The organism is Marinomonas sp. G8-14, from assembly GCF_055808935.1.
In genome coordinates this window covers 731075-749637 of the sequence record NZ_CM147891.1, presented here as the reverse complement: position 1 = coordinate 749637, position 18563 = coordinate 731075, and the positions used below count along the sequence as shown (strand labels likewise).

Sequence of the window (18563 nt, the reverse complement as noted above, 5' to 3'; positions counted from 1 at the left end):
ATGCTGTATATCTAAGAAATACATTATGGCAGTGGTAAAAACTAAGGCATGAAAGATCATATAACAATATCGATTTCTTCAATCCATGGAAGTAAGCACTTTAGTTTGGGAAAAAGAACTCGCCATACTGTTAAATTTATCAGTGGAGTAATTTTTCTTTGCATACTCATAACCGCTGCCATTATTTATTATCTAGTGAATGATGCGGAGTTTTCTAAATTAAAGCTCCGCGAATTAGAAGATAAATCTTTGTCTTTAAGCAAAGAAATTAAATCATTAACCGCACTAAAAATAAATTTAGAACAAGATTTATCTGAACGTGAAGAGCGTATGCAACTCGTCTCAGATCGACTGGATGATCTGGAAAAACTTCTCGGCATGGAAAACCTAGTCGAGGAACGGTTTGAATCGCGCCTAAATGTTGCCACTATTAACTCATCAATACGGGTCGCCATGTTAACCCATATTCCAAGTGGTCCGCCGGTCAAACATGCCAGAACGTCTTCGGGTTATGGTGAACGAAAACACCCTGTCACAGGCATTGCCGCGTTTCATCGTGGGCAAGATTTTGCGGTCAATGTCGGCACCCCTATTTATGCGCCAGCAGATGGGGCAATTGAATCCGTCCGACCAAGCAGCAAAGGCTCTGGCAATTATATTCGCATACTTCATGCCTACGGATTTTCGAGCTCATATTCTCATTTAAGCAAATTCGTCGTCAGCCGAGGCGATTTTGTTAAAAAAGGTGATTTAATCGCCTATTCAGGGAACAGTGGGCTGTCCTCTGGACCACACCTGCATTATGAAGTGAGGTTTATTGGACGACCATTAAATCCAAAGCCCTTTGTGGATTGGAGTGTTGATAATTTTGATACCATTTTCAAAAGCATAAGAGGTATACAATGGGAATCTTTGGTGGGCAAAATAGAGTCAAGAGTCAGTCATCAACTACAACGCTCATCGCAGAAGGTTGTTCAGTCAAAGGACATCTCAAAGTAGCGAACCAGCTGCAAATTGATGGCTATGTAGAAGGTCAAGTTGATGCGATTACTCAATTAAAAATCAGCGAATCAGGAAAAGTACTTGGAGAAATAACCACCGAACGCCTGATTATTAATGGTCATTTCGAAGGCACTTGTCGCGCTAACTACGTTGATATTCTAAGTAACGGACGCATTAGCGGCACGGTTTACAGCGATAATCTAAGCATTGAACCTGGCGGAAAGTTTACTGGAGTCACTCACCCAGCTGAAGCTACCGCACCTAAGCCAGAAGCAAAAGCCAAGGAAACCCAACAGCTAAATAAAAAGATCGCCTTGATTAGTAATGATCCGCCTATTAGCTGAAGAAATGGCTTTATTCAGCAACAAAATGCTCGAGTAACTCAGAATTGGTAGGGTAGGTTTGCAATAAATCCACCAGTTTACTGGCGCCTTCTACAGGCTTCAAATGGGTAAGTGATCGTCGTAACGCTCGTACCTTTTCGATATCCTTGCTATCAATTAGCAACTCTTCACGGCGCGTGCTGCTTTTTGCTATGTCTATCGCTGGGAAAATTCGGTGGCTTGCCACTTCACGTGACAACACAATCTCCATATTGCCCGTCCCTTTGAACTCCTCAAAAATTACCTGATCCATTCGACTCCCTGTGTCCACTAAAATCGTGGCAAGAATCGTTAATGAACCACCATTCTCGATATTTCGTGCCGCACCAAACAGTTTGCGGGGAATTTCCAACGCTCTGGTATCCAACCCACCAGACATGGTGCGACCACTGCTTTTACGATCTGCGTTATGCACACGCGATAATCGAGTCAACGAATCGATCACAATCATCACATCCTGACCAGCACCAGCCTGAGCACGTGCTTTATCAAGCAGCTCATCGGCCACTCGAACATGCTGCGCATAACTTTCATCTGAAGAAGATGCATGTACCTCAGCCGACACCCCACGTCTAAAATCCGTTACTTCTTCTGGCCGTTCATCAATCAGCAAGGCATACAACTTAATATCAGGATAAGCGTCACCAACGGCCTGACAAATATGCTTCAAGATGGTTGTTTTACCAGACCCAGGTGGCGCCACAATCAAACCTCGCTGCCCCAAACCAATTGGCGTAATTAAATCCATCGCTCGCATGGACAACTGCTGAGATGCAGACGCCAAATGAATGCAAGGTGCAGGGTGAATGATCACACCATTTAAAAAACGCTTTTGTGGATCACTTTCAAACACCTCATGCCGCCCCTCTTCTACAGAGTTGACGTCAGAGGCACGTTTGCCTTTCAAGCTTAAGATTTTTCTCGTCATGGTATGGGTTACAGCCTTAATAATGAAATGTTATTGCTAACGTCACGTAATGACGTCATTAAGAACTTAACCTAAAAGAAGATAAAGGTTACTCATCTTCCAATCGATTCAGATGCCGCCCTCTGGGACTCATCTCCAACACGAAGCACAATATCAGAATGCAAAAACTCAGCCGCCGCGGCAGAATCTTTTACTTTCACCGCACTGCGCTCTAGCATTTCGGCTTCAAACTCTGCCAATACAGCTTGTCTAACTCCCACGTCCCGCCAATTGGAACCAATCCTACAACCAGCCGCAATGCTTCGAGCCAGCGCCAGCGCATCCAACAACGCTTGATTCGCCCCTTGACCTTTGAATGGACTCATTGGGTGAGCGGCATCGCCAATCAAGGTAACATTATTGCCCTTTGCCAACCATTCAGGTTGCAGCAAAGTACGGTCATACACAGGATACCCCGACACCAACGATGAGGATGTGGCCGTTAAAATCTGAGGAATCGGAGAATGCCACTGGGTTCTTCGACAAGCCTCTTCTTTCAACGCTTGCGCACCTTGCGCACTCAATGTTTTCGCATCGCTTTCTGACATCGGAAAACTCAATTGCCACATCACGGAATCTGCGGCATAGGGCATAATATAAATTCTTTCGTTGCCATTGGCGGTTTGAAAAACCGTGGCCGAATCCAACAGATCACTCTCAATATCGCCCAGATCCGCCAATGAGCAAATCCCTAAGATGACGATGCAACCTAAGTAACGCAGCGGTGTGGCTTCCTCAGTGATTAGCAAACGACGCACCACACTTCGGATACCATCCGCGCCCACAACGAGATCCGCTTTCGCGCTTTTTATCTCGCCACCGACTTGAAAGCGTAAATCAACACCCCCTTCAGACTCTTGAAAATCAACCAATTGATGACCCCAATGCAACGCATCGTGACCACCAAGCTGATCAAGCAAAGCCAAGCGCAAAGCCTGACGCGCAATATGAATATTGGTTCGCTTCGGCGCGGTTTTCGTACCAGAATGCACCCACTTTCGCATTCCCCACTCACCGACCACGTCACCTTCCGGTGTATGGACCAAATGCCGCGTGGACACCACACCCTCTTCTAAAGAGAAAATCCCCAGACCTTCAATCGCCTTACTCGCCTGCTGCAGGGTCAGTCCATAGCCTTGAGATCGAACATCAAAACCACTATCGCGCTCATAAAGCGTAAAAGGAATACCACGGTGCAGACACGCCACCGCCAGAGCCACACCCCCTATGCCACCACCGATGATAGCAACGTGAGGATAATGTTCCGTGTCTGCCACGGGAAAGTGATCAGACGGCAACAACCCAGAACCTGCACACTTCAAGCACAACTCAAGATGCGCTTTAGGACGAATAGGCGCAGGCCCCTGCCCCTTCATCTGCTCAAACTCGGTTAATTCTTTTAAGTACGATAAACGTACTTTTTTACGTAACCTTCGACTGCGCTTTCCTCGCCCTTGGCAATAGGTACAGGCAATCCAATAACTCTCTTTAACGTCCAATCTATTCACTTCTTCTCAAAAAGAACCAACGCTTTATCCCATAGTACTTAGGCAAAGCCTTACATTAATGCTCGTTGATGCAAATAATAGCCGATACCAGCCAAGCGACCACCACCTTTTTTAACATTCGATCAAATTAATACCCGATCGCCCTCAAAAGGCACGCAGCGGTTTTATCCTGCATTCATCATGTTACTAAGACACCTCATAGGACGCTTTTCAACCGTCAAACTATTTACTATACTCTTCAGTCTATTAATTGGATATAAGGTTTAACCGTTGGAAAATTTTATTGTTACTGCTCTGATACACCCTCTAACTGTTGTTATTGCTAAAGTCCTACTGACCTTTGTGTTTTGGATGGCTGGGGCTCTTTGGTGTATTCAATTTCAAAGTCATTGTTCAAGAAATGGTCGATGTTAACTTACCGTATCCACGTCTTTTTGCTCTGGCCACGATCACCACACAATTAGTAGGCTCATTACTTGTCATTACCAATTTCAGTGGTCTTGGCTGGTTAGGTGCAGGATGGTTGGCGGTATTTCTTCTGCTAACCATTCCGCTAGGCCATGCATTTTGGACATTTGAAGAACCCAAACGAACGCACGAATTCCACATTGCGCTTGAGCATGTAACGGTAGTCGGAGGGCTTATATTGGCAGCTATTCTTTCTGCATTGCCAATGTGACATCCCCTATTTTGACAGGCGAGATAAAACTCAAGGAAAAGATATGGCTCATGGAAGAGGATTATTTGTCATAAATACGCCTAATATGCTGGTTCTGGAGCAAGCTCACGCTCTGTATCGTTCCCGAATCAGCATTCTTTTTTCATTCTTTCAAGGCTTTTAAAGGTCAATATCTGAACAGTAGAACATCACTCCAAATTACCCACCCATCAAATATCCAAATATTATTTTAAAGAGTCTGTTTCTTTTGACTGACGGATTTGATGCTATTATAGGGCTGATATAATGTGTTTAACTTCTGCCATGCTAACAAGGCTTAGTAGACATATATCCCTAGATAGACCAGATCGGAGTGAAAGTGACGTTAGAGAAAAAACAACGAGGCAGGCCAAAAGACAATGCTAAAAAAACCGCCATACTCGACAGCGCCCGCAATTTATTTCTCGCAAAAGGCCCAGATGTCAGTTTGGACGAAATAGCCGCCTCTTCTGGCGTTGCAAAGGCGACCCTGTATGCAAAATTCACCGACAAAAAAGCGTTAATAGAAGCGGTTATTCGTCGTGAATCAGACCTCACCGTGACCGAAGAGCAGTTCACTAACTTCAGCCAAATCCCCATTTCCGATGCGTTGTATGCTTTCGGTCTGCAATATTTAACATTTATTAACAACCGAGACTTATTAAATTGGGATAGGCTAATTTCGTCATTAGAATCACAAAATAGTGATTTGCAAAAACGTATTTTTGATTTAGGTCCCGGTCGTGGTCAGAACCTCCTCACACAATTAATTGAACAAGCTGTGGCCAAAGGGCAATTACCACCATGTGATTCCACTCAAGCCGCGGATATACTAACCGGCCTCTGGCTCGGCTTTGTCAACCTTGAAATCAAGCTAGGTGTTCGTCCACCTCTGACGGATATTGAGATGGAAGAACGCGTGAAACAAGGCATCGAAAACCTCTTAAAAATACTCAAAACTTAGGTCAACTGGGCAGAATACCACTTACACAACCCTACTAGCGACCTTACTCCCCTGCTTAATCAACACGTTTACCTACACTCAGTTGCTTAACATTAGATCGCGCGGTATCAGAAGGTCAGCCAGGATTGACCAAAGAGGCGGGCGTATTCACGGCTGAAATGAGATGAACTGTCATAGGACAACCCAAGACTATTCAGTTAATCCCTTGATATAACGGGGTTCTAGAGATAGGTAGCTTGATAAAATGGTGGCTTAATAAAATGCCTAAAAATCTACACTCTAACCTCCTCCATCTCGGGATGCATTTTTAAATACGTCGCCCAAGACGAATCAATCGCCTTCACTTCCTGTTCAATCCAGCGTTTGAACGTCATGACTTTTTGGTACTTAAAATGCGGCGCTGGCGCAACAAGATAAAAGTCATACTGAGACTTCATGTAAATAGGCAACGGGCAAATCAACTGCCCCTTCTCAATCAGCTCATACACCAAACCATAGCGCATCATCGCCAAGCCTTGGCAAGACAGCAAGGCTTCCACCAACGACGTCGAATCCGCCACATGCAAATGCGACTTCATCGGCATATCATAAAGATCTAAAAAACGCTGCAACACAGGCCACACATGTCGGACATCCGGTCCAGTATCAGTAATAATAGGAATATTGAGCAACTGCTCCTTGATTGGCTGATCAACATTAATCATCGACGGATGACACACCAACACCAAATACTCTTTGAACAACAATTGCGATGTCAGCCCAGCATACTGACCACGACCTAAACGAATGCACAAATCCAAATCACTGTCCGCAAAGGTCGATAAATCAATACTCGGACTTAAACGCAGATTAATCTCCGGCTGCTGCGCCTGAAAGCGCCCCAAACGCGACACCAACCAACGACTCGAAAACGACGGCACCGAACTGATGACCAAGGTATTGGGCGTCGGATCTTCCATAATGCCTTTCACACCTTCTTCCAATAAACCAAATGCCCTCTCAACGTAGTCAAACAAATACTGCCCTTCCGACGTCAGCACCACTTGGCGAGTATGTCGCTCAAACAACTCAACACTCAGCGCCTGCTCAAGGGTCTTAATCTGCTGACTCACCGCCGCCTGCGTCACAAACAAAGACTCCGCCGCCTTCTTAAAACTCAACGTCTGCGCCGCATAACGAAACGCCTGCAAAGATTTCAGCGGCGGTAAAACTCGATTAGAAGACATGGAAGGCACCTTTTATAAGTAAGATTTTCTTAACTATAAAACACTTTTTCTCGTTTGTCGCGGTGCAATGATTAGACGATTATTTGCACATAAAGCAAACAAACTCATTAACATAGAAAAGGATAGCGCTATGAAAAATTGCACCTCAGAAGCATTAAACAATATAGAAAACAGCCAACTAAACGTAAGCCAATGCTGCAAAGACACATTAGATAATCTGAAAGAAAAGCCATGGAAAGGGATCTTCAAAAAAATCGCACATAACTGGCGCACTAGAAGCCGACTCAGCTACCTAAACGAAGCGCAACTGAAAGACATCGGCCTCACCGCTGCGGATGTGGATCACGAAGTGAATAAAGCACTGTGGAAGTGAGTTTTTTGATTGAGTGCGGGATAAGCAAGGGCGCTTTGGGGAGTGCCCTTATTGCAGGGTTGTGGTTTCTATAGACAGATTTGGGTTGTATTTTGACGCCGCGCTCTGCGGAAATTTAGGAGCGCCAGCGAGTAAATTTTCCGTAGCAGCGTTTTGTTAGGCATTCTTGATCCAGTCATAAAACGTTTTAAAGGATTCATCTCGCTCCGATAGTTCTTCAAGGTCTAGGTCGTTAACAAGCTTAGTTAACATCTCGCGCATCTCTGTTCCTCGATACCGGCGACGGAATTCCTTAGGGTGGTCCAAACCAAGCCAAGACTCTATTTCTGGATCTGGAATCGAACACCGCCAGCTATCCAATTCAACTCCTCGGTTTAGCATGTCACGGGTTTTGCCAATGTCATTATCTGAGTCTGTAACGATTAGAACAGGAGCGTTTGTGATGATGTTGCTAGCGGCATTTGCAACACGGGGGATAGTCATTTTACCCATGGCGACAATAATATTGATTTTCTTGGTCAGACCAAACTTATTGAGAATTTTAGTTGCCAAAAGTGACAGTAGTTCTCGGTCAGTGGTTCCTTCACAGACAATGACCAAGTCAGAATTTGCTTCAAAATTTAAATCCTGCTTAACAAGCATTGATGACCTACTGTCGTAAGTGAAGGCTTCGATGATGGTTTGACCATCTTTTGAAACTTGTTCCATTTCAGTTGAATGATAGACAACACCCTCTTCAGCTGCAATTCTAAGCTTAGATTTCAGAACACTTCTGAAACTACTCCCTCCGATGATTGCCGCGTCGATATCTTCCTTGCCGAACAGAATTACATTTAGAGACTTTCCAAGTGTTAAAGCATCAACTGCATCTTTGGAGTAACCAGACATGGAGATAAAAACCCCAATTGTCCCAGCTAGTTTGCCGTCAACTTTTCCCTTGAACTGATAAATTGCTGAAGCTGGCAACTCATTTTTATGCCATTTTGCCTCTAGCAGAAAAACACTGCCATCGAGAAAGAATGATCCATCAATCTGTTCCCCTTCGGCTTTAAAACTTGCGCGAGGATCTAGTTGCTCATGCTCTAAACAGCTTTTAAGTATCTCCTCAAATGCGTAGCCCCTTTTTCGATACCATGTGGGAGGAGCATCGTCAGCCGGTTCAAGCAATTCTTTATATTTTTCTCTGAAATCCATAGCCCTTCATGCTTTCTCTGATGGCTGCCTAACGCCGCAATAAGCGGTGAGTAATAGTTGGCTAAAATGGAGCGAAGCGGAACGAGCCAACTGTTACGAATCCGACTTGATTGCCTTGTTATGTGACTTGTTCTCGACACTTATACATTGTTGGCATTAACCTGACATACAGTTTTTTATTACATCCATCACACTTCAATTCGTGGCTGTAGCGCGTCGCGAAGCTTGAGCATCAAAGCCTAGAATTTTGCGCATTTTATAAAGTGACCAGAATTGTAGACTTAGGGAAGGAAAAGAACAAAGGGCCAAATGGCCCTTTTATTATGCTAGCAAAGCTGGCCATTCAATTGTTGTGGGGAAACCTGCTTGCTGCGGAACATCTGCTAATGCTTGGGCGTATGCGTCCAATGCTGATAACGAGTCTGTTGTCTCAATACCCAACCGCGCCTCGCGCGCGTGTCGCTCGTAGCGCCATGTAAACTGTTCTAACAAAGCATCACGCTGTGCTCTAGCTTTTGCCGCGAGTTGTTCGTCCGAAATCGTGGGATTTAAATGCGCGTAAATCTCGTCATCTGTCATTTCGACAGCGTCTTCCGGAATCCATATTTTTGTTGATTTCAGACGCTCTAACTCAATGTATTCCGGACACGACTCGTACGATAGTTGTGCGCTTTCGACGCGCTGCACTGCAATTTGATACTGTTCAAGAGCTTTTTTATCAGCTTCAAGAGCAATGTATTCATCACACGATTCGTATGCCGCTTTTGCTAGATCAAGAGCAGCTTGATTATCATCAGACTGTTCTAAATCGTACGTGCTTTTCGCCTGCTCAAAATCGTGAGCAAACGTCGAACTGTCTAACGCAGATTGAGCCGCCTCAACATTAATAGTATTAATATCAATCGCGTCTAGCGCTTCCACTGCTTCTTTCCAATCTGAATAATGCGATGTACTCAGCAGATCCGTATTTAAATTCTCAATCCACGCTGCTTTTTGAGAGCACGTTAATTGATCATCACTGACCGCGTAAACCCTACCGCCCACATTTCTGAAATATCTAGTCATCTGATGTAACTCCAACTTCTAATTCCGTCCGGTGCCGCCACGACCTCATATTCTTCCCCTGGTAAAATACATACAGAGATAGAACTCCACGCTGTGACGTCCCCTTGATCAGATACACTTTGCGGTGCTAACTGACCAACCCTAATTGTCAATCTATTAAAAAATACCAACCTCCACTCAATTGCAGCATCTGTCATGTTTATGTATGTAGTACCAACAGCACGAAACGACGGCGTGCCGTCGTCGAACGTCGCCCCTGTATCAGTCAACTCTGCTTGCTGTCGAGTTTGGCCGACTCCGAACAGAATATTGGCATCATGAAGCGATTTTGGCGTAATGTATGTCGTGTCATTCGTGCCTGCTACCACTGCCGACACAGCGGCCTTAGCTAAGTTCGCACTATGATAAACTTCGCGCCACGGCGCACTTAAAACTGTACTTTGGGCCGAATTCTGATGTCTAAAAAGCATTCTATCGCCATTTCTATCAACAAAAATTTCAGCAGATAATGTTTGCGATAATGAATTAATACGATCAGCTGTCTTGTTTACCATCAGCCAGCCGCCCAGACCAGTTGGAGAATCGGGTACTGCATCTGATATGTACCGAGATACACGATGCAATGGAGTATTAAAACTTTCGAACGGGAGATCACCTCCAATCCCAAAATCCCCTACTTTTAACAGTTTACCTTGGGTTGTATCTGTCGCGCTGGATGTCACATCATAGCCAACTGCATTACCTGTGTTGCCTGCGTGGAGGATTTCTCGCCAATCGGACCACACACCGTTGTTTTTGAAGCGAAAAAACGTGTTAGCGTTTTGCATGCGAGTAAATCGCTGTATTGCGTACGTAGTGACCGACGGTGATGCGTTTATATGCTCCAAAACCCCTTGATTTGCACCGTTTGCCCCAGGGTACGGCGATCCAGTCCACGTTGCCGGCACACAGTATAAACCAGCAATAATTAGCGTGTTTGCATCTCCGGATGCCAACAAAACGCCTTTTGTTGACAATAGCCCACCGTCACCCACTTTCAACAACTTATCTGGTGTGCCGTCTGTCGCATTCGTTGTAACTGGCAAACGTGCCAGCGCAACTGTTCCTGCGTTTAGATTTGATGCGTTGCGCAGGGCTTCGACTGTTGATTTTAAGTTGGTGATTTTTGTAGGGTCGTATGTGACACCAGCGGCTGTGACGGCTTGGACGATTTCATCAATGAGGTCATTAAACCAGTCTTGACCTGGATAGCTTGGTTCACCGCTATCGTTACTTTCTGAAAAGTAGCCCGCTGTGCCAGCGGTGATTTTTCGGGCGGGTCGGGTGGTTACTTGCGAGCCGTTTCGTAGTTTAGTCATGCATTGTCTCCATGCTATTCGTAGATGTATTCATAGTATTTACCCGCCATTTTGATCTTCTCTAGAGAGCAAATCAGAGCTGTGGCTGATTGTGATGTAAGCGGCGTTAAGCAGTCGTCTAGGCACGTTGCGTAGGCGTTTGGCACGCCTTTTACAATAACGCGCATTACATGGCGATATTTGGCTTCGTAAAGCGGGTACGTACAGCCACGCAAGCAGTGGTGCGGGTAGATTTCTTGCACTTCGATTGTGAATCCCAGTAGTGCCGCTAGTTCTTCAATTGCCCAGCTCTGTAAGCCGCCTTTACGATGATATTTCTCTACGACTGCATTGCGTCGAGTATCGACTGTTTGGCCTGTCAATGAGCACTCAGGAAGCCCTAAATAGATTTCCCATTCGGCCAATAATTGCTGGGTCGTTTCTGGTCGCATTTCGTCTAAAAGCTGGTCAGCGCTTTGTTCTACACGCTGTAGTCTTGATGCATAGCCAGTCGCATATTTATAAAGCGGCCCTGTCTGATCGCGTGACCAAATATCACCGCGCGGCATTTGCAGCATGATTGCATTTGTCCAATCCGCTACGCTGTGACTCATGCGTTACCCCAGCTAATAACCCCAAGACTATGCAACTCGTTTGCCACCGCTGTTACGTTTGTTGTGAGTGCTAGCGTGTAGTCTGTTAAGCCAGTGACCGCACCAATTGCGGTGCGTAAGCTGCTTAACAATAGTGTTGAGCCTGGGCTTAATGACGCAATGTAATTCGACATTGCCTTGCTGACTGATGAACGTAATTCTGTGGTGTCAGGCACGATGTTTAACGCAGTTGAAAGCGGCTTTAATGTCAGCCCGATATAAATGACTTCAATACCCGCAGGACGACCTACATAAGAACCCGTCGCTGGGTCTTGGTGACGGAAGATATACGCATCCATTGCCGTTGCATCGGTAGACGTTGGGATGATATCGGGGCGACCATCGAACACGAATGCATAACCAACTGTTGAGCCGCCTTGATAAGCGTCATAGGCCCAAGCGCGGGTAACGCCCGACACTTCTCGACACCACGCTACATAATCAGCGACCGCGCCGCCCATTGGTGGGTTGCGCTTGCGGAACAGTAAACGCTCTAGCAATTCGCTGACGTTTTCGATCTCTGCACCACCTGATATAGCAGCGGTAACGCTACCTTGTGGCGATACTCCTGGCACAGTGGAAACCAGTGTTAGCGCTTCACCTTCTGGCACATTATAGCTAACGCCAGTGTCTTCGGATTGCACGACCGCGAGCACGCTAGAGCCATTTAATGACGACGATGTGACGGTATAAACACGACCATCGCTGTGAGTCATTTGTGTGTCTTCTGGAATAGTATTTGTGCCCGAGAATGTCACGGTACCGCTGGCGTACGTTGCCAGCTTACGAACAACGCCTTCGGACTGTGCTGTGTCGATAATGGTCTGGTCGTCGGACTCAGACGTAGGGATGATTTGGCGAACGATCCAGCTTTGATAATCGTACAGATCTCGCACAGAACCGCTTACTGCACTGTTCAATGCTTGCTCAATGCCGAACTTAGGTAAGACGGTATCTAACGAGCTTTGAACGTCGATTAAACCCTGTTCGATAATGGTTTTAAGTGTTGGGACGTTATACGGCATTTTGAGCCTCCCAACGCTGTGACACGCTGACCGTCATAGTTCGGTTGTCTGACTTGGTGATAACGATTGTAAGCGCAAGAGTGTTGATGCGAGGAATAGAACCGACAACCGAAACAGACTTGGCCATGATGCCGTCGCCAGCGTCTACGAGCATCCAAGCAAGGGCATTTTCAGCGTACTTAACAGCAAGGTTTTTTACATCGCTGATCAGTTTTTCGCGTTTGAGCAACCATAATTTACCACCCCAAGGGGTGGTACTGTAGGTATCGCCTGGCCAACCACGCAAGTCACTGGAACCGTCAGGTAATTCGTCAGAATCTGAGGCGCGGGAATCGGTAAAAAGCGAGATCAAAACCAGCTCAGCAACACTACTATCGACAAGATCACCATCGATAATAATGTTTAGTTGTTGCTTGAGTTGATCTAACAAAATACTCATTGTGGCCCTTGAGTTAATTGGTCTGTATCGTAAAGATGTTTATGTCCTAAATAGCTGATGCCGCCCGCTGTTAAATCCGATCCAGATACAACAGCAGACGAGCTAATCGCGCCCGTCGCTGTTACAGATCCAGTTGCCACAATATTGGCGTCGGTTTTAATGTTTTCGGTTACATGCAGCTCACCCTCGATCTTAGTTTTTGGGGAAATAATCGTGGTTTCAGGGGATACAATAGTCACACTCTCGCTAGCAGTTAAATTAACCTTGTTTGCTGTTATATTGATCACGCCATCTTTCGTAAGCTGCACACGATGGCCTTCCATGTGATACAAAAACACGTCTCCCATCTCGCCTTTAGGACGGTACTGTTTGTTCTCTACTGCAATGGCGACAAGTTGACCAAGGTTGCCGCCTAGTGCAGCAAGTATGGCCTCTGATCCAAGCGGTGGGTTGCTGCTTGTACCGTAATTTTGAAAGCGTTCGATGTCGTCCGCTGATTCATCCGCGCGCATTTTCACTTGCAGAGTTTGACGCTTCACACCTTCATTAACCGATGTTACTAGCGCACGAACCAGCATTTGACTGATACGACGACGAAGGGGCGCAAGGGCTTTATCAATCAATCTATTCATTACCAGCTCTTACTAATTGTTGTGGATTTTTCCGCAACAGCGGGGATATTTAGCGCGTCTGGATCGACAACAGACAGCACGACTAGACGCCCCGTGTCGTTGTCTTCTGAGTACAGAATATCGCTAATCAACATATCTTTATTAATACCCATGATGTCGTCAGTGACAGGCACAATACGGTTAATTTGATAAAGATTTCCTGTGTTCGGGTTACGCCACCCCGTTAATGTATACTCGGCTGTATTGCTGGCACTGATCGCCCGTTGTCGTTCCCATTGTCCGCGCAAACTTGCCCCCGCTGCTGTGGTGACTTCGTCGTTCACAATGATTAACGGACGATAACGCTTTACATCCTGGTCTGTGATTGTCGATTTTATACCGCCGACATTTTCAAGCGGCTGATCGTCTTCCCAGCCAGCACCGCCCGTGGCTTTGACGATGTACTCACTAAAGCGTTGCTTGCGTGAAAATCGGCCACGTCCTGCTTTGATATTAACACCCAGTTTCAACGCGACTTCACCGCGCTTTTTACTGGCGCGAGTAATAACGAGTTGGCCTAGTCCGTTAGTCGTAAGCAGTACACCGCGCTGTTGTGCTAGGCGTGTCAAAAACTCGCCAGCGGTTTCACCTTGCTCTACTTGTACGCGCTGGAACGCTGCACCCACGTCTGTTTCGTTAATCACCGATATACCAAACGGGGCCGATACAATGACAGCTATTTGCAGGAGGCTTTGGTTTTTGAATTGGCCGCTTTGCTGGACGACGGAACAGTCGACTAGATCCGCTGTTTTGTCGCGTCCTGTCACGTTTATCGTAATCGTCTCGTCGTCGTAGCTAGGAATAAAATCATCTAAATAGCCAGTTATCAGTCGATCTTTACCAATATCAACGGTGCATTCTGAGCCAGTTAATAGCCCATCAATAAAATCATCATAGCCTTTAACATCGCCTTGAAATTGCCATGTTAGTTCTAAGTCAAACGTGCCAGCCATAGCCGTTAATGAGCGATTGATTCGCACCTTTTGCCAACCTTCGTAAGCATTACCCGCCGCCTTTAAAATGACCTTATCCATTGATCAGCTCCACGGTTTGGCCAGCGGGAACGAACGATGGGTTAGAGATTCCGTTACGACGAATCACGCTTGCGCGACTTTCAGCACTTCCGGTTTGTTGCCAGGCTAAAAGCGCCACTGGCATTGTGACATTTGGGCGAGTCGTAGAAAGATTTGGTAACTGTTGCGCACGAATGCGCGTGTCTTCTAATACTGCAATTCGCAAGGCTCTAAATGTGCGCCATGTGTCACTATCGCCACGCTCCACGGCGGCCTCGGCTGCAATCGCTAAATTACTAGCAATGCCATTGCCGATTGCGGTTAACTGGCTACCAGTAATCACGGCTTGGCGACCCACACCCGTCAGACTATCTATCGTGTCGATGTCTGTATTGACATTAAAATCTGAGTTGGCCATGGCGTCGGCTTTTTCGATTAGCGAACTATCTAAAAGCAGCGTATTAAACGCACTGATATTGTTGTCTTGTGCTGCAATGGTTTCTGCATCCGACACCGTTTGTACTCCACTTGCAAAACCGTCAGCGGATATAATCGAACGACCTAAGCCGCCACGGATCGTCAACTCTGCACGCATACCGTTCCAACGATTGCGCACATTATCGTAAACAGACAGAGCTTGAATTGGGTCTGTGACTAAGCTTTTCACATCTTCAATTAGCCCCATGGCTTCTCGTGCTAAATCACCTGGCTTGGCGAGTAAGTTACCAACAGAGTACTTCAAGTTCGTTAGTCGGTTTGTCCAGGCTTTCAGCTCACTAGGAAGGCTTGGAATAGAGCGAGTAAACTCATCAAAATCTTGCAATGCCTGGTCAAACAAATCGCCCAGTCCAGCGGCTTGTGTGGTGGCTTTTTTATAGCTTAATACCGAGCGAGCGAAGGCGGCTTGTGATGCGGCCCTTGCTGATTCAGCAGCGGCTTTTACTGATTCGCTGGTATCGATAGTGGTATTGGGGAAGAGGCTTTCACCTGCGTTGTATGCGTCAAATGAGAATGTCGCAACACCGTCTTCTTTTAGATCCAACTTGTGCGAGACATTACCGACTTGAATTTGAATCACGCCAAACCACGGATGAACCAATTCACCTGGTCCAGATTGATTCAGGGCAACTAGTAGCGTCTGCAAGCGCGATACATAATCACTGCCAACGATCTTGCCTTCGATCTTCTCTTGTTTGAATACTGCGCCGTTATCTTCTGCATAACCGCTCTCGCGTTTGGGATATGAATGTGCAATGGCACGACGGCCAGACGTGCCATTCACCATATCGAGTTCAAATTTAACGCCTCGAAAACTGGCCATTAAACGATCTTCAAATGCCATATAAAGCTCCTTTAATTTTGCCCAGCGTCGGGGTCTTTCTCGATGCTAATAAATGGGGATCGACTGCGAGCCGTGGCACGCACACGATCATCAGAGACCTGCACATCGACAGCGATCTGACCGTTTAATGGGCTGGTTGCGGCTGGGTTAGCGATGTTCTGAATGATTTGAGTAGCGAACGTGGACACGTCACCATCTTGGCCACCTAGATTGTTGGCCATTTCTGAAATAGAGGGACGGTTGCGAGTTCGTGGTTTAAATTCTCTTTTTGAATCTTCATCCCACCATTTTTTTAAACCGTCATACGCATCTAATAGACCAGGCATACTAGCCACCAGATCATTAGGATCTGCGCCTTCGTCGCGGCGCATTTTCGGCAACGCATCCGGCACCATCGACAAGCCATAGGCCACAATGCCGCCTTTCAACAAATTGTTTACAGCGCCACCCGTTTTGCTGGCGGATTTAGTTTGCTTTCCACTGCCAGCATCGACACCGCCAGTGCCACCATCTAAACCACCTAAACCACCTTGACCCATGTTGACGACATAAACAGGCGTTGCACCAAGGCTATTGATGCCACCTTTGTTACCGCCAGCGATACCGCCAGCGATACCGCCAGTGCCAAAGGTTTTCTTTGCCCACATGCCAGCATCAAGCGCTTTCTTAGCAACAATGACACCACCGATGGCCCACACCGCCGCTTCGCCCCATTTGAGCCAGCTATCAATGGTTTCTTGGTCGACACCATTGATGGCATCAGCCAGCTCTTTGATTGGGCCTGATAGCTTTTCATCTGCGAATTTATCAAAAGAGTTATTGAGTGATGCCATGGCGCTGTTAAATGTTGCTGCATTACGAGCGGCCGCTTGCTGTGTCGCGCCTAGCTCTGCCGTACCGGACACCATTTCTAACAGCAAGTTTTTGTTGTCTTGGCTGTATAAGGCAGCAAGACCTTGCAATGAAGTTTGGTCAAACACGTCGCCCAGTTTAAGCGGGTCGTTTTTCGCTTTGTCTAGCACTTCTAGTAACAGCTCAACAGGCTCACGCAGTTGATTTGTGCCGTCTTGAAAAACCTTGATGCCTTGCTTGTCTAAGAATTCGACTTTCTTTTTATCTGAGAAGGTCGCGAAGATACCTTGGATAGATGTTAATGCCTCGCTGGCATTGCCTTTTGATTTTGCAATGAGCTGGACTAGCGCGCCCATTTGAGTGATCGCACCAGGGCCGTTAGCTTGGTATGTTGCAAACAGTTGCTCACTAATGCCAGCAAGATCTTTTACGCTGACACTACCAACTGCAAACTGCCCATACAATTGATCAAGCACGTTCATGACTTCTTTAGCGTCTTTAATGCCTTTTTCGCGAAACTGTGCGAACAATGCGCCCGTGCTTTCTGCATCAGCACCGAACGCTTGCATAAACACACCCATGTTTTGCAAATTGTCGAGTGTGAATTTTAAATCACCTGATTTACCCAACAAGACATCGACACCCGCTGCGATCTGTGTCGTATCGATACGTACATCTGCTTGGTTAGATACATCTTGTACGGACTTAGTCAGCGCCTTGACTTGCTCTTCTGACAGCTTTGCGTTTGTGCCGATACGCGTCATTTGCTCTTCGAAGTTGCCCACTCCACGCACGGCCGCACCAGTTAATAACGCAGTACCCAGACCCACGTAGCGATTCCCCAAGCTGTCTATACCACGACCAGCGGCGGCAGTCGTTGTACGAACTAACGTCATGGCGCGTTCGTTCTTACGCGCAAAGTCACTCATTGAGTTACCATAGCGTTTGGCTTTCGCTGCTAAGTTACCCGCAAGGTTTACAACAATGTCGGTTTCGAGTTTTTGCGCCATGGGATTCTCTATTTCTGGTTTTTAGGTCTAAAAAAGTCAGCGCATTTAAGCAGCTTGTCGAATGTCATTTTGCGAGTAGTTTCAATGGGGATGCGGGCGCTAAGCGCCCAGGTGAGTTGTTCGCAAACATCACCCATCCCCGCCAGATCGCCCCCGCTGTGCTAGCGCCTCGGCCAGCTGATTGTCCAGATTTTCAGATTCTTCTTGAATCAACTGAAAATCTTCAGGCTCTAATTTACGAAAATCTTTAATCGTGAACGGGCCTTGAACAGAGCCTATGTATTCAACTTGACGACACAGTAATTCAAGCCCCAAGAGCACGTCAGATGTATAAGCCAGCGCTTTACCGTTTTGCACAACAGCTTTCTCAGCAGCTAACTGAGCGTCTATATAGTCGCCCGTTGCTAGCTTACGAAGACCCACTTCCGTGTGTATCGATTCGCCCACTTTGAAGCCATGAATGAGATCAAACGTCATGATGGCCATTAGACTTTCTCCGCCTTCATACCATGAAACGTGCCAGTGATCTCGCCCGCATCGGTCATTGAAAATGGCTCTTGCGGCTCACAGCCCGTCATCATGTAATTAAGCCCATTGTCACCTTCAAACGTTAACGTCACGTTCGTCATGGCGTTAATCTCCATCAGATCAACATCTTCATCCGCCACGATAGTGACCTGCATGGTTGGCTTAACGAATGTTTTCGAAAACCCCCAAATCTTATTTGGACCTGCATGTTCGGTAGAGGTGTAGCCACCCGGACTAAACACAGTGCCTGGCTTGGTTTTTAACTGCTTGCTGTTTGCACGAATTACCGCGCTGCCTAAAATAGCCATATTGAA

At 46.5% G+C, this 18563-nt stretch carries 20 protein-coding genes; 5 read left to right on the top strand and 15 right to left on the bottom strand.

Going from position 1 to position 18563, the window contains the following annotated elements; all coding sequences use genetic code 11:
* The first annotated feature begins 48 nt into the window (after positions 1–48).
* Together AC0L6V_RS03760 and AC0L6V_RS03755 are read left to right on the top strand one after the other, a co-directional pair.
* On the top strand, positions 49–999 hold the full coding sequence (locus tag AC0L6V_RS03760) for a peptidoglycan DD-metalloendopeptidase family protein (protein ID WP_409419388.1): 951 nt from the start codon (positions 49–51) through the stop codon (positions 997–999).
* Positions 903–1346 (top strand): bactofilin family protein, encoded by a 444-nt coding sequence (locus AC0L6V_RS03755; RefSeq protein WP_265217515.1) that lies wholly within the window; start codon positions 903–905, stop codon positions 1344–1346. The genes AC0L6V_RS03760 and AC0L6V_RS03755 overlap by 97 nt, the downstream gene beginning before the upstream one ends.
* Positions 1347–1356: 10 nt before the next feature.
* On the opposite strand, the gene rho is transcribed toward AC0L6V_RS03755, so the two are convergent.
* The gene (rho, locus tag AC0L6V_RS03750) at positions 1357–2313 is read right to left on the bottom strand and encodes a transcription termination factor Rho (protein WP_265217514.1); all 957 of its coding nucleotides are present in this window, start codon (positions 2311–2313) and stop codon (positions 1357–1359) included.
* Positions 2314–2405: 92 nt separating this feature from the next.
* Complete coding sequence (locus tag AC0L6V_RS03745; RefSeq protein ID WP_418138773.1) at positions 2406–3851, bottom strand: FAD-dependent oxidoreductase; 1446 nt, start codon at positions 3849–3851, stop codon at positions 2406–2408.
* A 349-nt stretch (positions 3852–4200) separates the two neighbouring features.
* Between AC0L6V_RS03745 and AC0L6V_RS03740 the strand changes: the two genes are divergently transcribed.
* Both AC0L6V_RS03740 and AC0L6V_RS03735 read left to right on the top strand, forming a co-directional pair.
* Positions 4201–4539, top strand: coding sequence for a DoxX family membrane protein (locus AC0L6V_RS03740; protein WP_473482685.1), 339 nt, complete (start codon positions 4201–4203; stop codon positions 4537–4539).
* A 358-nt stretch (positions 4540–4897) separates the two neighbouring features.
* The gene (locus AC0L6V_RS03735) at positions 4898–5521 is read left to right on the top strand and encodes a TetR/AcrR family transcriptional regulator (RefSeq protein WP_409419385.1); all 624 of its coding nucleotides are present in this window, start codon (positions 4898–4900) and stop codon (positions 5519–5521) included.
* Positions 5522–5793: 272 nt separating this feature from the next.
* Here AC0L6V_RS03735 and AC0L6V_RS03730 read toward each other — a convergent pair whose 3' ends face one another.
* Positions 5794–6747: a LysR substrate-binding domain-containing protein gene (locus AC0L6V_RS03730; protein WP_265217508.1), complete on the bottom strand. Its 954-nt coding sequence runs from the start codon at positions 6745–6747 to the stop codon at positions 5794–5796.
* A gap of 130 nt (positions 6748–6877) precedes the next feature.
* On the opposite strand from AC0L6V_RS03730, the gene AC0L6V_RS03725 reads away from it, so the two are divergent.
* Positions 6878–7120 carry a DUF1127 domain-containing protein gene (locus tag AC0L6V_RS03725; protein ID WP_265217507.1) on the top strand — a complete coding sequence of 81 codons (243 nt, stop codon included), beginning with the start codon at positions 6878–6880 and terminating at the stop codon, positions 7118–7120.
* Positions 7121–7276: 156 nt separating this feature from the next.
* Here the strand turns inward: AC0L6V_RS03725 and AC0L6V_RS03720 are convergent, their stop codons facing one another.
* From AC0L6V_RS03720 to AC0L6V_RS03665, 12 genes are all read right to left on the bottom strand, one after another.
* Positions 7277–8314 carry a TOPRIM nucleotidyl transferase/hydrolase domain-containing protein gene (locus AC0L6V_RS03720; RefSeq protein ID WP_265217506.1) on the bottom strand — a complete coding sequence of 346 codons (1038 nt, stop codon included), beginning with the start codon at positions 8312–8314 and terminating at the stop codon, positions 7277–7279.
* 321 nt (positions 8315–8635) lie between these two features.
* Positions 8636–9379, bottom strand: coding sequence for a phage tail assembly chaperone (locus tag AC0L6V_RS03715; protein ID WP_265217505.1), 744 nt, complete (start codon positions 9377–9379; stop codon positions 8636–8638).
* Complete coding sequence (locus AC0L6V_RS03710; protein WP_265217504.1) at positions 9376–10737, bottom strand: pyocin knob domain-containing protein; 1362 nt, start codon at positions 10735–10737, stop codon at positions 9376–9378. The genes AC0L6V_RS03715 and AC0L6V_RS03710 overlap by 4 nt, the downstream gene beginning before the upstream one ends.
* Before the next feature lie 14 nt (positions 10738–10751).
* Entirely contained in the window at positions 10752–11330 is a 579-nt protein-coding gene (locus AC0L6V_RS03705; RefSeq protein WP_265217503.1) for a YmfQ family protein, read from the bottom strand.
* Positions 11327–12394, bottom strand: a complete 1068-nt coding sequence (locus tag AC0L6V_RS03700; protein ID WP_265217502.1) for a baseplate J/gp47 family protein — start codon at positions 12392–12394, stop codon at positions 11327–11329. The genes AC0L6V_RS03705 and AC0L6V_RS03700 overlap by 4 nt, the downstream gene beginning before the upstream one ends.
* A complete protein-coding gene (locus AC0L6V_RS03695; protein WP_265217501.1) occupies positions 12384–12833 on the bottom strand; it encodes a phage GP46 family protein in 450 nt (149 codons plus the stop codon). The genes AC0L6V_RS03700 and AC0L6V_RS03695 overlap by 11 nt, the downstream gene beginning before the upstream one ends.
* Entirely contained in the window at positions 12830–13465 is a 636-nt protein-coding gene (locus AC0L6V_RS03690) for a phage baseplate assembly protein V (RefSeq protein WP_265217500.1), read from the bottom strand. The genes AC0L6V_RS03695 and AC0L6V_RS03690 overlap by 4 nt, the downstream gene beginning before the upstream one ends.
* Positions 13465–14538 (bottom strand): phage baseplate assembly protein, encoded by a 1074-nt coding sequence (locus AC0L6V_RS03685; protein ID WP_265217499.1) that lies wholly within the window; start codon positions 14536–14538, stop codon positions 13465–13467. The genes AC0L6V_RS03690 and AC0L6V_RS03685 overlap by 1 nt, the downstream gene beginning before the upstream one ends.
* Entirely contained in the window at positions 14531–15859 is a 1329-nt protein-coding gene (locus AC0L6V_RS03680) for a DNA circularization protein (RefSeq protein WP_265217498.1), read from the bottom strand. Before AC0L6V_RS03680 ends, AC0L6V_RS03685 begins: the two co-directional genes overlap by 8 nt.
* An 11-nt stretch (positions 15860–15870) precedes the next feature.
* Positions 15871–17721, bottom strand: a complete 1851-nt coding sequence (locus tag AC0L6V_RS03675) for a phage tail tape measure protein (protein ID WP_409419384.1) — start codon at positions 17719–17721, stop codon at positions 15871–15873.
* A gap of 129 nt (positions 17722–17850) precedes the next feature.
* Positions 17851–18207 carry a phage tail assembly protein gene (locus tag AC0L6V_RS03670; RefSeq protein ID WP_409419383.1) on the bottom strand — a complete coding sequence of 119 codons (357 nt, stop codon included), beginning with the start codon at positions 18205–18207 and terminating at the stop codon, positions 17851–17853.
* Positions 18207–18557, bottom strand: coding sequence for a phage tail tube protein (locus AC0L6V_RS03665; protein WP_409419382.1), 351 nt, complete (start codon positions 18555–18557; stop codon positions 18207–18209). Before AC0L6V_RS03665 ends, AC0L6V_RS03670 begins: the two co-directional genes overlap by 1 nt.
* Between the last annotated feature and the right edge of the window lie 6 nt (positions 18558–18563).